The sequence below is a fragment of the Macrococcus equi genome, assembly GCF_047426745.1.
GTDB classification, from domain to species: domain Bacteria; phylum Bacillota; class Bacilli; order Staphylococcales; family Staphylococcaceae; genus Macrococcoides; species Macrococcoides equi.
The window spans coordinates 1,729,831-1,746,423 of record NZ_CP179732.1 but is presented as its reverse complement, the minus strand read 5'-3'; the positions used below and the strand labels follow the sequence as shown (position 1 = coordinate 1,746,423).

The window sequence follows — 16,593 nt, the reverse complement described above, 5'->3', positions numbered from 1 at the left end:
CACCCTCTTTATAATGTATTAATAATACTATAATATCACTAATTTTTAAATGAAATATAAAAAAGACTGAGTCAATTAAATGTAACTCAATCCTTTATAACGAAAAATTTATTCTGCTTCATATTCTACAAGTGTTAAAACATCATAGCCTTTAAGCTTGTCCATCCCGTTTAAATACTTCAGGTCAATAATAAATGCAATACCAGCAACAATTCCACCTAATTGTTCAACGAGTTTAATTGTCGCTTCAATCGTACCTCCAGTAGCTAGTAAATCATCGGTAATTAATACACGTTGTCCCGGTTTTATCGCATCTTTATGCATTGTCAGAACGTTGCTGCCATATTCTAAATCATATTCATATCGAATCACTTCACGAGGTAATTTTCCTTCCTTACGTACTGGTGCAAATCCAATCCCCATTGCATATGCCACAGGGCACCCAATAATAAATCCACGTGCTTCAGGACCAACAACGATGTCTACCTGTTTTTCTTTTGCGAAACTTACAATTTGATCAGTAGCGTATGAATACGCTTCACCATTATCCATTAACGTTGTAATATCTTTAAAACTAATTCCTTCTTTTGGCCAATCCTGTACTTCTGCAATATATTTTTTTAAATCCATCCTCAGTGCCTCCGTTGTCATATTTATCTTTGAACTAATTGAGATTTTAAACTATCAAATGTTGAAAATAAAAATAACTGTTCTAATTTTAATTCCCTTAATCTTTCATTATAATGATTTGAACTTTGAATTTCAGCTTTTTGGATAGTATCATTTAATTCAAAAGTCATATCGGTTTGCTGAATGAATTCAAGTTCTTTATAAACCTCCAGCATAAAGAGTAAGGTCTCAGGCTTAACTTTCAATAAATCAATAATATACCCACCATCTTTCTTTAAGTCAATCATGGGCTTCATTTTAAAACATTTAAATAATAATTTAAATTTTTCTATACTTGGCATACCTTCAAAGTAAATCTGCTTTTTTTTATGAAAGATAAAATAAATAGTCTCAGCGTCTATTGAATCGAATGTAGTTTTAAAACTCTCATAAGTATCCGGAATATCTCTAAAAACTATTTTATCATGTCCATATACTGATTCACCATAATAATAATAATTTTCATTGATTTTAGGTTGGCCGGGTTGAATAATGTATGCTACATCCTGCTCATCTTTTAAAAAAGCAAATTTTCTTGGGTGGACATTCCTGAAATCAACCATTTTAACATCATCTGAGTGCATTGATTGAGCGATCATCTGAGGTGAAATGTTGCCATTCCACTCATTCAGTTGCAGCGACCCTGCAATATTAACGTCTGTACCAACAGGAAATTCATTTAAAAAATCTCCTCGCTTCCACATCAGACAATTTAAATCAGCTGCAGTTTTAAATTTTAAATGCGCTGCATTTTGACCGATTTGCTTTATCTCAGTAATCTTCTGGTCGTAAATTCCAAGTACAGGTGCTTTAAAGTCAGTACCAAATGGTCGTAGTAAATCCATATCACTGATGTTCTTAACAGTAATATCTTCCATCTCAACGATTGCATCAATGTCAAGTTGCGTTGTTATAGGTTCTCCGTTTAGAACCTGCTCCAGATATAAGTTGATATTTCTTTCTAATTGTTCAATATTGTCAATAGGTAATGTTAAACCTGCAGCCATATGATGACCACCGAATTTAGTGATGTAGTCTCTAGCCTGATCAAGACTATCATACATCGAAATTTGTTGTACACTTCTTGCCGAGCCTTTAGCATAATCATTAATATAATCAATATTTAAAACAATTGTCGGTAAATTATATTTTTCTACGATTCGACTCGCCACAATTCCCAGAACACCTTCATTCCAATTCTCTTTAGCGATGACTAAAAAGCGGTTGCCATTATTTATTTTATCTTCAGCTTCAATCATTGCTTCCTGAGTAATTGATTCTACAATAGCTTTTCTTTCATCGTTAAATGCATCAACCTGTTCTGCTATCCAGTCAGCTTCGTAATGATCATCTAGCTGTAAAAGTTCAGCAGCAATTCTCGCATCATCAAGTCGTCCTACTGCATTTAACCTTGGACCGATGATAAATCCAATTGTTTCTTCTGTTATTTCACCTGTAAAGTTTGCACGCTTAAGTAATGCTGCAACTCCTACTGGAGCTTGTTGATTTATCATCTTAAGACCTTGTTTAACCATCGCTCTGTTTTCGCCTGTCATCGAAACAAGGTCACTAATTGTACCGATTGTAACAAATGGTAAGAAATCTTTATATTCTTTTCCTAAGAGGGCATGACTCACCTTATATGCAACTCCCACACCTGCAAGATGTGCAAAAGGATAATTACCTTCCGGATGCATCGGGTGAATAACTGCAAATGCATCCGGTAAGGTTGCTCCAATTTCATGGTGGTCAGTAATAATAACGTCTATTCCAAGAGAATTGGCAACTTCAACTTCATGATGACCCTGTATCCCATTATCCACAGTAATTATTAATTTGACTCCCTCATCTGCCGCCTGTCTGAAGGCATCTTCATTAGGTCCATATCCTTCCGTAAAACGATTCGGAATATACCATCCAACAACTGCTCCTAAAGATTCCAGCGTTTTCACCATGACAGTAACACTTGTTACTCCATCAGCATCATAATCACCATAGACTAATATAGGTTCAGCATGTTCAATTGCATAGTGAACTCTCTCTACAACTTTATCCATTTGATAGAGCAAAAATGGATCATGTATTTGTCCGTCTGAAAAGATTTCATTAAGTTCTGCGTCTGATATGATATTACGTGCACTTAATATTTTTTGATTAATCTTAGAGATTTTATATTTTTTGATGAGTTCCTCAGGAATTGTATTTTCTATCCTGGACACTTGCCATTTAATTTTTTCCATAACAATCCCCCTACACTCTAAAATTATACATGAAGGCATTCATTTAAGAAAATGAATGCCTTCAAATTTAATCTAATTTTTCATCTAGTTTTTTAATTACATCATAATAGATGTTAATAGCGGTAAAGATTGATTCCTTATCATATTGCATTTCAGGATGATGTAATCCATGATTCATATCACACCCAATGCCCAGCATCGTTGTTTTGATTTCAGGTAATGCGTTAGCATAGGTATGAAAATCTTCAGCACCAGGTGTGACTATCGTTTCAATATAATCATGTTGTTGTTCTTTTAATACCTCAGTGATAATATCTTTAGCTTCGTCACTGATGTCAGCAGCAACTGTATTACTTGAATAAAAATATTTTAATGTGCAGTCATATTTATTATTAATTGATTCACAAATGTTATCAATATTCGTTTGTAAATCCTGCATTGTCTCATTATATTGAGCACGTACATCAAAGACACAATTAATTGTTCCTGGAATCGTATTATGCGTACCACTCAACGTTTCAATTGTAGTCATCTTCACTGAGTATGTTCGATCACCGTCATGATTTAATGCTTTGATTTGCTGATTTAAATCCATCGCAATATCGATACTGTTAATAGATTCCCAAGGTCTGCCTGCATGACCTTCAGTGGTTGTAATATCAACATGCAAAGTAGCGCTAGCCCCGTGCTGGATACTGCTTGAGAATTCATTGCCTTTCAATTCATTTAATGGACGAACGTGCATTCCAAACATATATTCAACATTTTCTAAGATGTTATGTTCTAATACATATTTAGCACCGCTACCATCTTCTTCTGCTGGTTGGAAGATAAACAGTAAATTGTAAATAGGTTGATACCTTGTGTTTTTTAATTTATATAATAATCCGATAAGTGTCGTCATATGTGCATCATGGCCACATGCATGAATGACTTTTAGTTCGTCTTCAAAATTATAAGGCAATGCATCAATATCGCTTCTAAAAGCTACAGTTTTGTCAATTTTACCTGGAATTTTAATATATAGTCCTGTTTTATTGAATCTATGTACATCAAATTCATCTTTAAATAATTTTTCAATATAATCCGTTGTTTTTTCTTCGTCCCAACTTACTTCTGCTCTTAGATTTAGTTCACGATTAATCTCTAATATCCTATCATGAAATTCTGTTTCGTTCATGTTAATCCCCTTGTTTAAAATTTTATACTTCAAATTGTTTATCGGTTAATGCTTTTAAAATGTCTCTATCTACCTTAATACCTAGACCTGGTTCCTCACTTAAATATACATAAGGAATTTCGTATGTTAGATTACCAATATCCTGACTAAATAGGAGTGGCCCTGTAAGTTCTGTCGTTTTTACATTATCTAGTGCCATAGCCGTGTGATAACCCGCTGCACTACCGATAGAAGATTCCACCATAGATCCAATTTGGCATTCAATTCCTAATGCTTCTGCAAACCTAATAATTTTTACTGCATTGTGTATACCGCCACATTTCATCAGCTTAACATTTAATAAATCAAAATGTGGTGACTTTAAACTCGCTAAATCTTTAACATCCTTTATCATCTCATCTGCCATTAAACTTACCTGCATACGTTCATACAAGTATTTCATCCCTTCTATATCGTGTGCTTTTAAAGGTTGTTCAATCCACTTTAACTTTGGATCATTGATTGTACTTAATGCCTGTATTATCGCTTTCGGATTAGACCACGCTTGATTACAATCGACTCTCACTTCTGCATCCGTGTCTTTGATATAATCTAAAATTTGTTTTAATTTCTTAACATCATCATTAATATTTCCACCAAGCTTAACTTTGATCACTTTATAACCGTCGGCAAGCAATGCATCAATATCTTTTCTTGTTTCTTCAAAAACTTTAACACTTAATACTTTTGCATAATCTAAACGTTCAACTGTCTGTCCACCTAGTAACTGGTAGACCGGCAATTGTGCATGTTTTCCCAGAATATCATATAATGCGATATCAATACACGCCTTCAATGCAGGATTGCCTAAAATCATTTGATCCAGTTTATTGTGTATATATTCAATATTTAATGGATTCAGACCAATAAGTGACGGAGCAATCATTTCCAAGTTAGCATAAACTCCAGGTGCGCTATCTCCAGTTACGTGCTCATCAGCCACACCTTCACCATAACCGACTAAACCTGTATCCGTGTGAATTTCAACGATGACTGAATGCATGCTATCATAGGTAGCATAATTAATGACAAACGGTTCTTTTAATGGCAGCTGAATATAGTACCCTTTAATTTTAGTGATTTTCATATTATCCCCCCATAAATACAATTACCATTATCATAATAAAAAAAAGTTGAAATTTGTGATTTTTTAGACAAAAAAAGAAAAATCATGTCTAGACATGATTTTTCTAAAAGTAAAGTATTAAACATAAATTTTTTCATCATTTGATTTCTTCTCTTCATAAACAGTTAATCTTCCGCCATTCGCTTTTAATTGACGTTTCTTTAAGATTCCCCAAAGCGGAACTGCGATGAAGATTGAACTGAATACACCTGATAATAAACCAACCAATAAAGCAAGAGAGAAATTAAAGATACTAGATGCTCCTAAAAGCATCAAAGCAACTACTACGATAATAACTGTTAATACGGTATTGATTGAGCGTGTTAAAGTTTGACGTATAGAACTATTAACAATATCATCAATTTGCTCAGGTCGCGTAATGACTTTCATCTTTTGTAAATTTTCGCGTACACGGTCAAACGTAACAATCGTGTCATTAATTGAGTAACCAATGATTGTTAAAATCGCTGCTATAAATGTAACATCGACCTCAATCCTGAAAATACTGAAGAAAGCAATAATTAAGAATGCATCATGTAATAAAGATAATACAGATGTCAGACCCATTCTCCATTCGAAACGGAAAGTTACATAGATGATGATACCAATTGCAGCATAAATTACTGATTTAATAGCATTTTTTGCAAGTTCCTTACCAATCTCACTCGAAACGGTATTGACGTTTGGCTCATGACCGTATTGCTTAGTGAATGCTGATTTTAAATCCTTTATTTCATTTTTTGTTAAAGGATCTTTAAACTGGATGACACCCATTTTGTTTGCTTCAGAATTTATAATAATATTATCCGTTTCTAAATTTAAATCTTTCAGTGATGATTTGACATCTTCTACTTTCAATACTTTATCACTTTTCACATCAACACGTGAACCTGATTTAAAATCAATCCCTAAATTAAGTCCCATTAATGCAATAACAATACTACCAATAATAATCGAAGCAACTGATGCCGCAAGTAATGGTTTTGCAAGTTTCACAAAATCAATACGATCCCAGCGCGTCTTAAGATCATGTACATCAACACCCTCTGATATGTGATGACGATTTTTAGCACTGACGCCGAAGAAACTGAACTTTTTATCAAAGAAACCAGAGTATACAGCTAAGCTCAGTAATAATCGGGTAAAGAATACTTGCGTTATGAAAATCATCAGAATACCTAGTAACAACATTGTAGCAAATCCTTTAACACTACTCGTTCCAAGGAAGAAAAGTACTAAAGCCGCTAACACTGTTGTTAAGTTGGCATCTAAAATTGTCAGGAATGAAGAATCAGATCCTTTTTTAAAGGCTTGTTTAACACTACGTCCGATTTTTAATTCATCTTTAATACGTTCATACATGATGATATTCGCATCTACTGCCATCCCTACACCTAACACTAATGCAGCGATACCTGGTAATGTTAAGACACCATGAATCATATTAAACGCAATCATCGTCAGCCAAATATATGCTGATAAAGAGATCACAGCAAGTATACCTGGTAAACGGTAATAGAAAATCATAAATAAGAAGATGAGTCCTACACCTATCGCAGATGCTAACATTGTGTTATGTAATGCATCCTGACCAAATTGTGCACCCACTGATGTTGAATAAATTTCTGTAAGCTTTACTGGTAAAGCACCTGAGTTTAATAAATCAGCAATTTGCTTAGCACGAAGTAAACCTTTTTCACCCTGGAATCCACCTGAAATTTCAACATTTTGAGAATTGATTTCCTGTGAAACGCCTGCAGCACTCACGTATTTAGGCTCTTTACCAGCTTGTTCTTTTTTCGCTTCTTTCTTATAGCTATCTTTACCTTCTTCAAAATCCATCCAGATGACCATGATATTTGGATTTTGTTTAGAAATCTTTCTGGTAATATCAGCAAACTTTTTAGCTGATTTAAGTTTAAGCGTTACGACTGGTGCATTACTATTTTGATCAAATGATTGCTTTGCACCACCCTGAACAAGGTCTTTACCTGATAATAATAGTTTATCATTGGCATCACGTATCGTCAGATTAGCACTCGTCGATAAAATTTCACGTGCCTGGTTTTGATTTTTAACGCCTGCTAGTTGAACACGAATTCTATCCTTATTTTCTATTTGAATTTTAGGTTCAGAAACACCTAAAACATTGACACGTGATTCTAGTGTCTTACTTGTTGCCTTAACTACCTCACTATCAATTTTGTCTCCTTTATCCAGCTTATCTACTTTATAAAGGACTTCAAAGCCACCTTGTAAATCCAGACCAAGATTTACTTTCTCCATAATACTCTTTGCTGTAACACCCATTGAACTAAATAAAAGAATTGTTAATAACAATAATGCTATTAATCTACTGCGCTTCTTCACTCTTTCACCTCGAAAAATAAAATTTTATAACTATTTAAAAACATTGTAATAAATACCAATATCATATCATAAAAGTAAATTCGTTAGATATTACTATTGCGCTTTTTTTATTGCAAGCTTATCAAATGTCATTTCAGTTCCTTTATTATTGACAATAATCGTTACATATTTAGAATCTACAGATTTTACTGTTCCTTGTAATCCTCCGATTGTCGCTACTTTATCTCCACGTTTTAAATGGCGCAGTAACTCTTGTTGCTCACGCGATCTTTTTTGTTGTGGGCGAATCATTAGCACATAAGCAACCAACAGTAAAACAATTAAAGGTAATACCTGCATAATAATTGCCTGCATCTCTGTTGACATATTGACCTCCTAGAAATTTTTTGGATTTTCTACATTTAATCCGTATGCTTCAAAGAATTCTTCTTTAAAGTCTAATAAACGATCATTTCTAATTGCTTCTCTTACCTGTTCCATCAAGTTAAGTAAGAAATGTAAATTATGAATCGTCGTTAAACGGATACCAAAGGTTTCATCAGCTTTAATCAAATGTCTGATATAAGCTTTTGTATAGTTTTTGCATGTGTAACAATCGCAATTCATATCAAGTGGTGTATAATCTCGCTCATACTTTGCATTTTTGACAACGACACGTCCTGCACTCGTCATACACGTACCATTTCGAGCAATACGTGTCGGCAATACACAATCAAACATATCTATGCCTCGAATTGCCCCTTCTATTAATGCATCTGGAGAACCTACTCCCATAAGATAACGTGGTTTATCAAATGGCATAAGTGGTGTTGTATGCTCTAACATTCTATACATTACAGGCTTTGGCTCACCTACCGAAAGACCTCCAATTGCATAACCAGGAAAATCTAGTGAGACTAAATCTTTCGCTGACTGTGTACGTAAATCTTCATATTCACCGCCCTGAATAATTCCAAATAAAGCTTGATCATGCGGACGTTGATGCGCTTTAAGACAACGTTCTGCCCAACGACTCGTTCTTTCAATACTTGCTTTTACATATTCATATGTTGCAGGCATTGGAGGACATTCATCAAATGCCATCATAATATCTGAACCGAGATCATTTTGAATATGCATCGCTTTTTCAGGACTTAAAAACAGCTTGGAACCATTTAAATGGTGTCTAAAATGAACACCTTCTTCTTCAATTTTGCGCATATCGCTTAAACTAAATACTTGAAATCCACCACTATCTGTTAGTATAGGTCGATCCCAATTCATAAATTTATGTAAACCACCCGCTTCACGAATGATATCGCTCCCTGGTCTTAACCATAGATGATACGTATTACTTAAAATAATTTTTGCATTCATTGTTTTTAATTCTTCCGGACTCATCGTCTTAACTGTCGCTTGTGTACCTACGGGCATAAACATCGGAGTTTCAAATGACCCGTGTGGGGTATGAACGATTCCAAGTCTTGCTCCTGATTGTTTACAAGTTTTAATATGTTCATATGTTACTGCTGGCATAATACTCTCCTTTAATAAATAAACATAGCATCACCGAAACTAAAGAAGCGATATTCTTCTTTTACTGCTTCGTTATATGCTTTTAATATTATTTCTCTTGTCGCTAAACTTGAAACAAGCATAACAAGGGTTGATTTTGGTAAATGAAAATTAGTAATCATCGCATCTATAGCTTTGAATTTATAACCTGGATAAATAAAGATATCAGTCCAGCCGCTGTCAGCTTTAAATTTACCGTTCTCGTCTGCAATAGTTTCAAGTGTTCTTGTTGAAGTGGTACCTACAGATATAATTCTCTTTCCATTCGATCTCGTTGCATTTAGTAGTGAAGCTGTAGATGCTGTCATTTCATAGTATTCACTATGCATATCATGATCTTCAATTGACTCAACACTTACCGGTCGAAATGTTCCTAATCCGACGTGTAAAGTAATATATGCAATATTGACACCTTTTTGCTGAATTTGTTCTAATAGTTTCTCGGTAAAATGTAGACCTGCTGTTGGTGCTGCTGCTGAACCAATAGCTTTGGCATATACTGTCTGGTAACGATCCTGATCGTCTAATGTTTCTTTTATATAAGGAGGTAAAGGCATTAAGCCGAGTTCGTCCAGACGTTGCTGTAATATTCCCTCGTAACTTAAGTTCATTATACGACCACCCTGATCAAGCACCTCAACACATGTTGCAATGATCTTACCATCACCAAATGACACTTCTGTACCCTTTTGAACGCGTTTAGCTGGTTTAATTAATACTTCCCATCCATTGTCGTGCTCAGTGAGCATTAACATCTCTATTTTGGCTCCAGTATCAGACTTAACTCCAAACAAACGCGCCGGCATCACTTTTGTATCATTAAGTACAAGCGTATCTCCAGGATTTAAAAAATCAATTATCGATTTAAAATGCGTGTGAGTAATCTCACCGGTTAACTTATTTAATGCTAGTAATCTGCTTGCTGTACGATCAAGTAACGGAGTTTGCGCAATTAATCTTTCCGGTAAATCAAAATCAAAATCTTTTACATCCAACTTATTTCCTCTTTTCATTATTAAACGGTATATTAAAATGTTCATATGCAAGAGGTGTCGCAATTCTACCTCTTTGTGTTCTTTCAAGAAAACCTTTTTGTATTAAATACGGTTCATATACATCTTCTAAGGTCATGCGTTCTTCCCCTATTGAAACTGCGATCGTATCTAACCCTACCGGTCCTCCGTTATAACGTTCAATGATAGAACGTAATATTTTATGATCAATATGATCTAAACCAAACGCATCCACTTGTAGTAAGTTCAAAGCTTCTGAAGTAATCGCATAATCTATGGATCCATTATTTTTAACTTGCGCAAAATCACGCACTCGCCTTAATAGACGATTGGCAATACGTGGTGTACCACGACTACGCATTGCCAGTTCGGTCACCGATGCCTCATCAATCAATACATCAAATACATCAGCCGTTCGACTGACAACTTGTGACAAATCATCTACAGAATAATAATCTAATCTTAAATGTACACCAAATCTGTCTCGTAAAGGGGCAGAGAGACTTCCAGCTCTAGTCGTTGCACCGATTAGTGTGAATGGAGGTAATTCAATACGAATACTTCTTGCTTCTTCTCCTTTGCCCACAACTATATCCAACATAAAGTCTTCCATTGCGGGATAAAGTACTTCTTCGACTACACGACTGAGTCGGTGAATCTCATCTATAAAAAGTACATCTCCAGCATTTAAACTCGAAAGAATTGCTGCTAAGTCACCTGGTCGTTCAATAGAGGGACCTGAAGTCGTCCGAATATTTACATTGAGTTCGTTTGCCACGATTGTTGCCAATGTAGTTTTTCCCAGACCCGGTGGACCATACAATAACACATGATCTAACGATTCATTTCTTAATTTGGCTGCCTGAATAAATACATCCAAATTATGTTTTATTTTGTCCTGTCCAATATACTGGGAAAGTTTTTCTGGACGTAAACTTAATTCTTCACGAAATTCATCAGTGTTTAACAACGATTCATCAGTTATTCGGTCGTCCATTCCATCCTCCCCTTCTAAGACACTAACATTTGAAAGGCACGTTTAACATTCTCATCAACTGTTTGCAGTTGCTCCTGTTTAAGTACTTTTTCAACTTTTTGAAGCTCTCGTTTAGTATAGCCTAAAGCTTCTAAAGCGAGTAAGGCTTCCTCTATCACTTCAGTTTTTTGTTCAGTTATTTCTTTAAATACTTCTGATTCATCAGTGATAATCAATTTTCCTTTAAGATCTAGAATCATTTGACGTGCTGTCTTTTTCCCGATACCTGGAAATTTAATTAAATAACTGTCATTTTCATTCTCGATTGCATTTTTTATATCACGTGGTGAACTTGATGCTAAGATTGCTAACGCAGATTTCGGTCCTATGCCTGTCACTTTATTAAGAGATAAAAATAATTGTTTTTCTTCAATATTTTCAAAACCAAACAGTGTGTGTGCATCTTCGCGAACAATAAGCTGAGTAAATAATTTCAATTCTTTTTTTAAATATTTTTGAAAACGATAAGGGTTAGGGACAAGACATTCATAACCTATACCGTTCACCGATACAACTAAATGAGTCGGCAATATATCTTCTAACTTTCCATCTAAATAAGCGTACATCTTACCCTCCTATAAACTCATTCCGAGTAATTGCACATGATTAACATTATCAATAGATTCAATTCTTTCAAGCAATTCATTAATCGTTAAATCCATATTCGTCGCATTTAAAGAAATCGTAATGGTTGCCTTGTCTTTAATCGGTATGGTTTGATGAATTGTTAGAACTGAGCCATTTTCTCCTGCAATAAATTCAAGAATACGGCTTAGCAGTCCAACCTTATCATCAACTTGAACCATTATCGTAATATTACGTTCACGTGTTTTTTCATCTACTGGAAATATAGTATCTTTATATTTATAAAAAGCACTGCGTGATAAATCATATGTTTTCACTGCATCAAATATTGAAAGTTTAGGATTTTTATCAAGTAAATCTTTAATTAATAACGTTTTCTTAACTGATTCAGGCAATACATCTTCGCGAATTAAATAAAACTTTTTATTTTGATCCGTCATTTCATCACCTGCTATTCTACAAATTCAAATTCACCGCGCATTATTCGCACAATGTCACCATTCTTACACCCACGTTCACGTAATGCATCGTCGATACCCATAGAACGCATTTGGCGTGCAAATCGTCGAACGGATGCATCACGAGTAAAGTCGGTCATCTTGAATAGACGTTCTATCGAATTACCACTTACAACATATGCACCATCGTCTGCTCGTGTAATTTCAAAGTGATCTGCAGATTTTTCATGTTTATACATTACGCGATGCACAGCAGTATCTTCTTCATCAATATCATAGTCTACATCTTTTGTTGCATCTAATAAATCTGCTGCACGATATAATAATGTATCAATATTTTGATAGGTTGCTGCACTTAATTCGATGATTTCAATGTCATCACCTATCTGCTCTTTAAATTCTGCTAGATACTCTTCGGCATTCGGCATATCCATTTTATTCGCCACAACAATTTGTGGACGTCGTGCTAATTTTTTATTATAGTTTTCTAATTCTTTATTGATTGTCAAATAGTCTTCATAAGGATCACGACCGTCTGTACGACCCATATCGATGATGTGAATAATTACACGTGTACGCTCAACATGCTTTAAGAATTGATGACCTAAACCAACGCCTTCAGATGCGCCTTCAATTAATCCTGGTAAATCAGCCATAACAAAACTTCTATTATCCTTAGTTTGGACCACACCTAAATTGGGTTTAATTGTCGTAAAGTGATAGGCCCCAATTTTCGGCTTAGCTTTCGAAACGATCGAAAGTAGTGTTGACTTACCCACACTTGGATAACCCACTAAACCAACATCAGCTAATAATTTAAGTTCTAATGAAACCTCTAATTCTTCACCTGGTTCTCCATTTTCACAGAAATCAGGTGCCGGATTACTTGCAGATGCAAAACGAGAATTGCCTCGTCCACCGCGTCCACCACGTGCCACTACTGCACTTTGTTCATGTAAAACTAGGTCCGCGATAATTTCACCTGTTTCAGCATTTTTAATAATTGTGCCAGGTGGTACTTTTAAAATTAAATCTTTTGCACCGCGACCATGCATATTACTCGTCTGACCATTTTCACCTTTTTCTGCTTTAAACATACGTTGAAAACGAAAATCAAGGAGCGTTCTTAATCCTTCATCAACCTGAAAGATTATTGAAGCACCTTTACCTCCATCTCCACCCGCCGGGCCCCCAAGCGGTACATATTTTTCTCGACGATAAGCAACGATACCGTTACCTCCATCTCCTGCTTTTAAACTAATTTTGACCTGATCTATAAACATATAAACACCTCATATTTTTTCTAATTATTCATTTCCATTTTATATTCTATGATTTCATGATTTGCAACAGTGTTACCTGAAAGCAAATCTTCTATATTCGTAATATTGCCAGATAATGCTATAAAGCATTCAATTTTTTCTTCCATTTCAAATAAACTTATTGTGATTAATGATTTTGTATCAACTCTTCTTTCAAAGTCAAGTAAACATTTATTAATAAAAGATTTTAAAGACTTATCACATCTATCAATTGCACTGGTTAAAAGCTCGATTTCAAATGACCACTCGAACAATCTATTTTCAAGAACAGTATCAATATAATATTGAATCGTAACCGGACAGTTGAGCTTTAAAAATTGCTGTTCATCTCTAAAATGTGTGATTACACCTTTCGTTAGTTGCTCTGCTTTATCGAGTTGACCAAGAGTAAAATAAGCATCTAACAACTGCAATTGATTGGCTAAATCATGTTTTGTTTTCATGTATGTATCTTTATTATGCATTTAATCACCTTTAGTTATTATAACATGGAATGTACAGCTCACGTGAACAAAAAGAAAAGCACTGGATAAACATCCAGTGCTTAAAATTTAATTATTTTGCTTCAGCGTATACTGAAACTTTCTTTTTGTCGCGTCCGAAACGTTCGAATTTAACAACGCCATCAATCTTAGCGAATAAAGTATCATCGCCACCACGTCCAACGTTTTCACCTGGATAGATTTTAGTACCGCGTTGACGATATAAAATTGAACCACCTGTTACGAATTGACCGTCAGCACGTTTAGCACCTAAACGTTTTGACTCAGAGTCACGTCCGTTACGTGTAGAACCTACCCCTTTTTTCGATGCGAAGAATTGTAAGTTTAATTTTAACATGAGTTACACCTCACTTATAGTTTAGTTTAATATATTGTCCGTATTCTGCTTCAATCGTTTGTAATGAGACAAGCATCGCTTGGATAATCAACTGGGCTTCTTTGTTATTTAAATCCACCACTCTGGCTGTAAAATAGCCACCATCATCCGCATAATCAATATCTGGTCTCTCATCTGTCAAACCAATCACTGCGTTCATACTACCAAAAACGACTGCCGATGCGCCTGCACAAACAAGATCTTGTCCGTGTGGTGCACTATCTGCATGTCCTTCCATAGTAAACTCAGTCACTTGACCTTCATCATTTACTAAGATAGTAACATTAATCATTACGCGTTAATCGCTTCAATAACTAATTTAGTGTAAGGTTGACGATGACCTTGTTTACGTTTGTAGTTCTTTTTAGGTTTGTATTTAAATACAGTGATTTTTTTACCACGTCCGTGTTTTTCAACTTTCGCTGTAACAGTAGCACCTTCAACTACAGGTGAACCTACTTTCACAGAATCTCCACCAACCATTAATACTTGATCAAACGTGAATGTTGAACCTGCCTCTACGTCTAATTTCTCAACCCAGATTTCTTGACCTTGTTCAACTTTTAATTGTTTTCCACCAGTTTCAATAATTGCAAACATACTTGCACCTCCTATTATTTTAAGTCACGCCATCTTCAGGTGGATTACTCACTTAAACCTAAAGTTGTGCGGTTGTATGTAGCTTCTTGAAACTACTCAACTTCAACATAATATCATTTTAATATAGCTGAGTCAATAATTATTTTGCATACTTATCTAGCAATTTTAATATGAGAGGGAAAACTAATACGATCAACAAAAAGTTGATCAATAAAGCGGGAATCACATGAGAAATTAAAAATACAAAATAATTGATATGTGCAATACCAAGTATCATAAAGACGATATATATAAAATGTTCAAACATCAGAATGAAAATTAAAAACAGGACAATCATCATCTTTATATCTTTATAGAAAACTTTAAAAAGTTGATCCATCATCAATATCGCAAGTATAAATCCAAATAAATAAATGCCATAGATTGTTCCCAGGTATACATCAGAAATGATACCAAAAAGTACACCGAGAATAAGTGCAACTTTAGGATTTTTGTAAACAGTGATGATAAGTAGATACATCAATAAAAGATGAGAATGAAAATAAAATGCAGTGTGAAAGGCAGTAACCGGCCAAATAGAGTTGATGAGTGTGTCAATATAAAAGAGAACGACAGCAATCAACGGCATTATTACAAGCTGCATTATTCACCACTTCCTTCAAGTGAAACCACTTTTGGGCTTTTTTTAGCGATATAAACATGTGTAATTTCATTGATATCAGCTTTTGTCTCAACATAAGCAATTTGACTCAAACCAAATTCATCATTTTCTATCTTTTTAACTTCACCAATTAATATGCCTTTAGGAAATTGACCGCCAAGACCACTTGTAACAACTTTAGTGCCAAGTTTTACTTTCACGTTATTGTTAATATCAGAAATCACCAATAAGTTCTTATTTTCATCATAGTGATCAATCATGCCAAAAATATCCTGTCCTTCTTGTTGCAACGTCACACTAATCTTACTGGATTTGATACTTGAAGTGATGAGTTCAACTTGTGATGAGTAACTATTTACCTTCTTTATACGACCCACTAATCCCTCAGTAGTAACCACTGCCATATTTTCACGTACTCCAGCGGACTTTCCTTTATTGACGATAAATGTATTCATCCATTGATCTTGATTTCGAGCGATAATTGTAGAGATAATTGGCTGAAACTGTGCAATGCTGTCAGTTTTTAAGGCTTGACGTAATTCCTTATTTTCCTTTTCCAGGCGGTAATTATCTGCTTCTACCTGTGCAAATCCTTTTATCTTTTCTTTAAGCTTTTTATTTTCTTCATTTGCTCCCCACATATGAATCAAATCGTGAAAATTTCCAGTGATAAACAGTGCCGGATATGAAACAATTCTTTGCCCCATCGCCGTTGTATCACCAACAAAAGACTCAACTGTAGATGTCTGTCTATCTCTCAGTGAAAATCCAACTAAAACCATAAATATGATTAATCCAAAAAGAAAGAGGACTAATTTGTTTCTTTTATAAAAATTGGGCAAAATCCACACCTCATTACAT

At 34.8% G+C, this 16,593-nt stretch carries 18 protein-coding genes and 1 other annotated feature; all 18 genes read right to left on the bottom strand.

Going from position 1 to position 16,593, the window contains the following annotated elements; genetic code table 11:
* Positions 1-108: 108 nt before the first annotated feature.
* Positions 109-630, bottom strand: coding sequence for an adenine phosphoribosyltransferase (locus tag ACMGE6_RS09160; RefSeq protein ID WP_414053542.1), 522 nt, complete (start codon positions 628-630; stop codon positions 109-111).
* 23 nt (positions 631-653) lie between these two features.
* Positions 654-2,909, bottom strand: coding sequence for a single-stranded-DNA-specific exonuclease RecJ (recJ, locus tag ACMGE6_RS09155; protein WP_414053541.1), 2,256 nt, complete (start codon positions 2,907-2,909; stop codon positions 654-656).
* Positions 2,910-2,976: 67 nt separating this feature from the next.
* Positions 2,977-4,089 carry an amidohydrolase gene (locus ACMGE6_RS09150; protein ID WP_414053540.1) on the bottom strand — a complete coding sequence of 371 codons (1,113 nt, stop codon included), beginning with the start codon at positions 4,087-4,089 and terminating at the stop codon, positions 2,977-2,979.
* A 22-nt stretch (positions 4,090-4,111) separates the two neighbouring features.
* Entirely contained in the window at positions 4,112-5,215 is a 1,104-nt protein-coding gene (locus tag ACMGE6_RS09145; protein WP_414053539.1) for a mandelate racemase/muconate lactonizing enzyme family protein, read from the bottom strand.
* Between the two features lie 117 nt (positions 5,216-5,332).
* Entirely contained in the window at positions 5,333-7,624 is a 2,292-nt protein-coding gene (gene secDF, locus ACMGE6_RS09140) for a protein translocase subunit SecDF (protein ID WP_414053538.1), read from the bottom strand.
* 93 nt (positions 7,625-7,717) lie between these two features.
* A complete protein-coding gene (gene yajC / locus ACMGE6_RS09135; RefSeq protein ID WP_414046196.1) occupies positions 7,718-7,990 on the bottom strand; it encodes a preprotein translocase subunit YajC in 273 nt (90 codons plus the stop codon).
* Positions 7,991-7,999: 9 nt separating this feature from the next.
* The gene (tgt, locus tag ACMGE6_RS09130) at positions 8,000-9,139 is read right to left on the bottom strand and encodes a tRNA guanosine(34) transglycosylase Tgt (RefSeq protein ID WP_414053537.1); all 1,140 of its coding nucleotides are present in this window, start codon (positions 9,137-9,139) and stop codon (positions 8,000-8,002) included.
* Between the two features lie 11 nt (positions 9,140-9,150).
* Positions 9,151-10,173 carry a tRNA preQ1(34) S-adenosylmethionine ribosyltransferase-isomerase QueA gene (gene queA, locus ACMGE6_RS09125; protein WP_414053536.1) on the bottom strand — a complete coding sequence of 341 codons (1,023 nt, stop codon included), beginning with the start codon at positions 10,171-10,173 and terminating at the stop codon, positions 9,151-9,153.
* Between the two features lies 1 nt (position 10,174).
* Complete coding sequence (ruvB, locus tag ACMGE6_RS09120) at positions 10,175-11,188, bottom strand: Holliday junction branch migration DNA helicase RuvB (RefSeq protein ID WP_414046193.1); 1,014 nt, start codon at positions 11,186-11,188, stop codon at positions 10,175-10,177.
* Positions 11,189-11,202: 14 nt separating this feature from the next.
* Positions 11,203-11,793, bottom strand: coding sequence for a Holliday junction branch migration protein RuvA (gene ruvA / locus ACMGE6_RS09115; protein ID WP_414053535.1), 591 nt, complete (start codon positions 11,791-11,793; stop codon positions 11,203-11,205).
* 9 nt (positions 11,794-11,802) lie between these two features.
* Complete coding sequence (locus ACMGE6_RS09110; RefSeq protein ID WP_414053534.1) at positions 11,803-12,252, bottom strand: ACT domain-containing protein; 450 nt, start codon at positions 12,250-12,252, stop codon at positions 11,803-11,805.
* 11 nt (positions 12,253-12,263) lie between these two features.
* A complete protein-coding gene (gene obgE / locus ACMGE6_RS09105) occupies positions 12,264-13,553 on the bottom strand; it encodes a GTPase ObgE (RefSeq protein WP_414053533.1) in 1,290 nt (429 codons plus the stop codon).
* A 20-nt stretch (positions 13,554-13,573) separates the two neighbouring features.
* Positions 13,574-14,056 carry a Spo0B domain-containing protein gene (locus ACMGE6_RS09100; RefSeq protein WP_414053532.1) on the bottom strand — a complete coding sequence of 161 codons (483 nt, stop codon included), beginning with the start codon at positions 14,054-14,056 and terminating at the stop codon, positions 13,574-13,576.
* A gap of 91 nt (positions 14,057-14,147) precedes the next feature.
* On the bottom strand, positions 14,148-14,432 hold the full coding sequence (rpmA, locus tag ACMGE6_RS09095; RefSeq protein WP_096076260.1) for a 50S ribosomal protein L27: 285 nt from the start codon (positions 14,430-14,432) through the stop codon (positions 14,148-14,150).
* Positions 14,433-14,442: 10 nt separating this feature from the next.
* Positions 14,443-14,763: a ribosomal-processing cysteine protease Prp gene (locus ACMGE6_RS09090; protein WP_414053531.1), complete on the bottom strand. Its 321-nt coding sequence runs from the start codon at positions 14,761-14,763 to the stop codon at positions 14,443-14,445.
* Complete coding sequence (gene rplU / locus ACMGE6_RS09085; RefSeq protein WP_414046187.1) at positions 14,763-15,071, bottom strand: 50S ribosomal protein L21; 309 nt, start codon at positions 15,069-15,071, stop codon at positions 14,763-14,765. Before rplU ends, ACMGE6_RS09090 begins: the two co-directional genes overlap by 1 nt.
* A gap of 12 nt (positions 15,072-15,083) precedes the next feature.
* Positions 15,084-15,155, bottom strand: a sequence feature (ribosomal protein L21 leader region).
* Positions 15,156-15,210: 55 nt separating this feature from the next.
* Positions 15,211-15,714: a rod shape-determining protein MreD gene (mreD, locus tag ACMGE6_RS09080; RefSeq protein ID WP_414053530.1), complete on the bottom strand. Its 504-nt coding sequence runs from the start codon at positions 15,712-15,714 to the stop codon at positions 15,211-15,213.
* The gene (mreC, locus tag ACMGE6_RS09075; RefSeq protein WP_414053529.1) at positions 15,714-16,583 is read right to left on the bottom strand and encodes a rod shape-determining protein MreC; all 870 of its coding nucleotides are present in this window, start codon (positions 16,581-16,583) and stop codon (positions 15,714-15,716) included. The genes mreD and mreC overlap by 1 nt, the downstream gene beginning before the upstream one ends.
* Positions 16,584-16,593 lie beyond the last annotated feature (10 nt).

Coding starts and splice junctions, on each gene's coding strand:
- ACMGE6_RS09160 (WP_414053542.1), bottom strand. CDS start 630: ATGGATTTAAAAAAATATATTGCAGAAGTACAGGATTGGCCAAAAGAA.
- recJ (WP_414053541.1), bottom strand. CDS start 2,909: ATGGAAAAAATTAAATGGCAAGTGTCCAGGATAGAAAATACAATTCCT.
- ACMGE6_RS09150 (WP_414053540.1), bottom strand. CDS start 4,089: ATGAACGAAACAGAATTTCATGATAGGATATTAGAGATTAATCGTGAA.
- ACMGE6_RS09145 (WP_414053539.1), bottom strand. CDS start 5,215: ATGAAAATCACTAAAATTAAAGGGTACTATATTCAGCTGCCATTAAAA.
- yajC (WP_414046196.1), bottom strand. CDS start 7,990: ATGTCAACAGAGATGCAGGCAATTATTATGCAGGTATTACCTTTAATT.
- tgt (WP_414053537.1), bottom strand. CDS start 9,139: ATGCCAGCAGTAACATATGAACATATTAAAACTTGTAAACAATCAGGA.
- ruvB (WP_414046193.1), bottom strand. CDS start 11,188: ATGGACGACCGAATAACTGATGAATCGTTGTTAAACACTGATGAATTT.
- ruvA (WP_414053535.1), bottom strand. CDS start 11,793: ATGTACGCTTATTTAGATGGAAAGTTAGAAGATATATTGCCGACTCAT.
- ACMGE6_RS09110 (WP_414053534.1), bottom strand. CDS start 12,252: ATGACGGATCAAAATAAAAAGTTTTATTTAATTCGCGAAGATGTATTG.
- obgE (WP_414053533.1), bottom strand. CDS start 13,553: ATGTTTATAGATCAGGTCAAAATTAGTTTAAAAGCAGGAGATGGAGGT.
- ACMGE6_RS09100 (WP_414053532.1), bottom strand. CDS start 14,056: ATGCATAATAAAGATACATACATGAAAACAAAACATGATTTAGCCAAT.
- rpmA (WP_096076260.1), bottom strand. CDS start 14,432: ATGTTAAAATTAAACTTACAATTCTTCGCATCGAAAAAAGGGGTAGGT.
- ACMGE6_RS09090 (WP_414053531.1), bottom strand. CDS start 14,763: ATGATTAATGTTACTATCTTAGTAAATGATGAAGGTCAAGTGACTGAG.
- rplU (WP_414046187.1), bottom strand. CDS start 15,071: ATGTTTGCAATTATTGAAACTGGTGGAAAACAATTAAAAGTTGAACAA.
- mreD (WP_414053530.1), bottom strand. CDS start 15,714: ATGCAGCTTGTAATAATGCCGTTGATTGCTGTCGTTCTCTTTTATATT.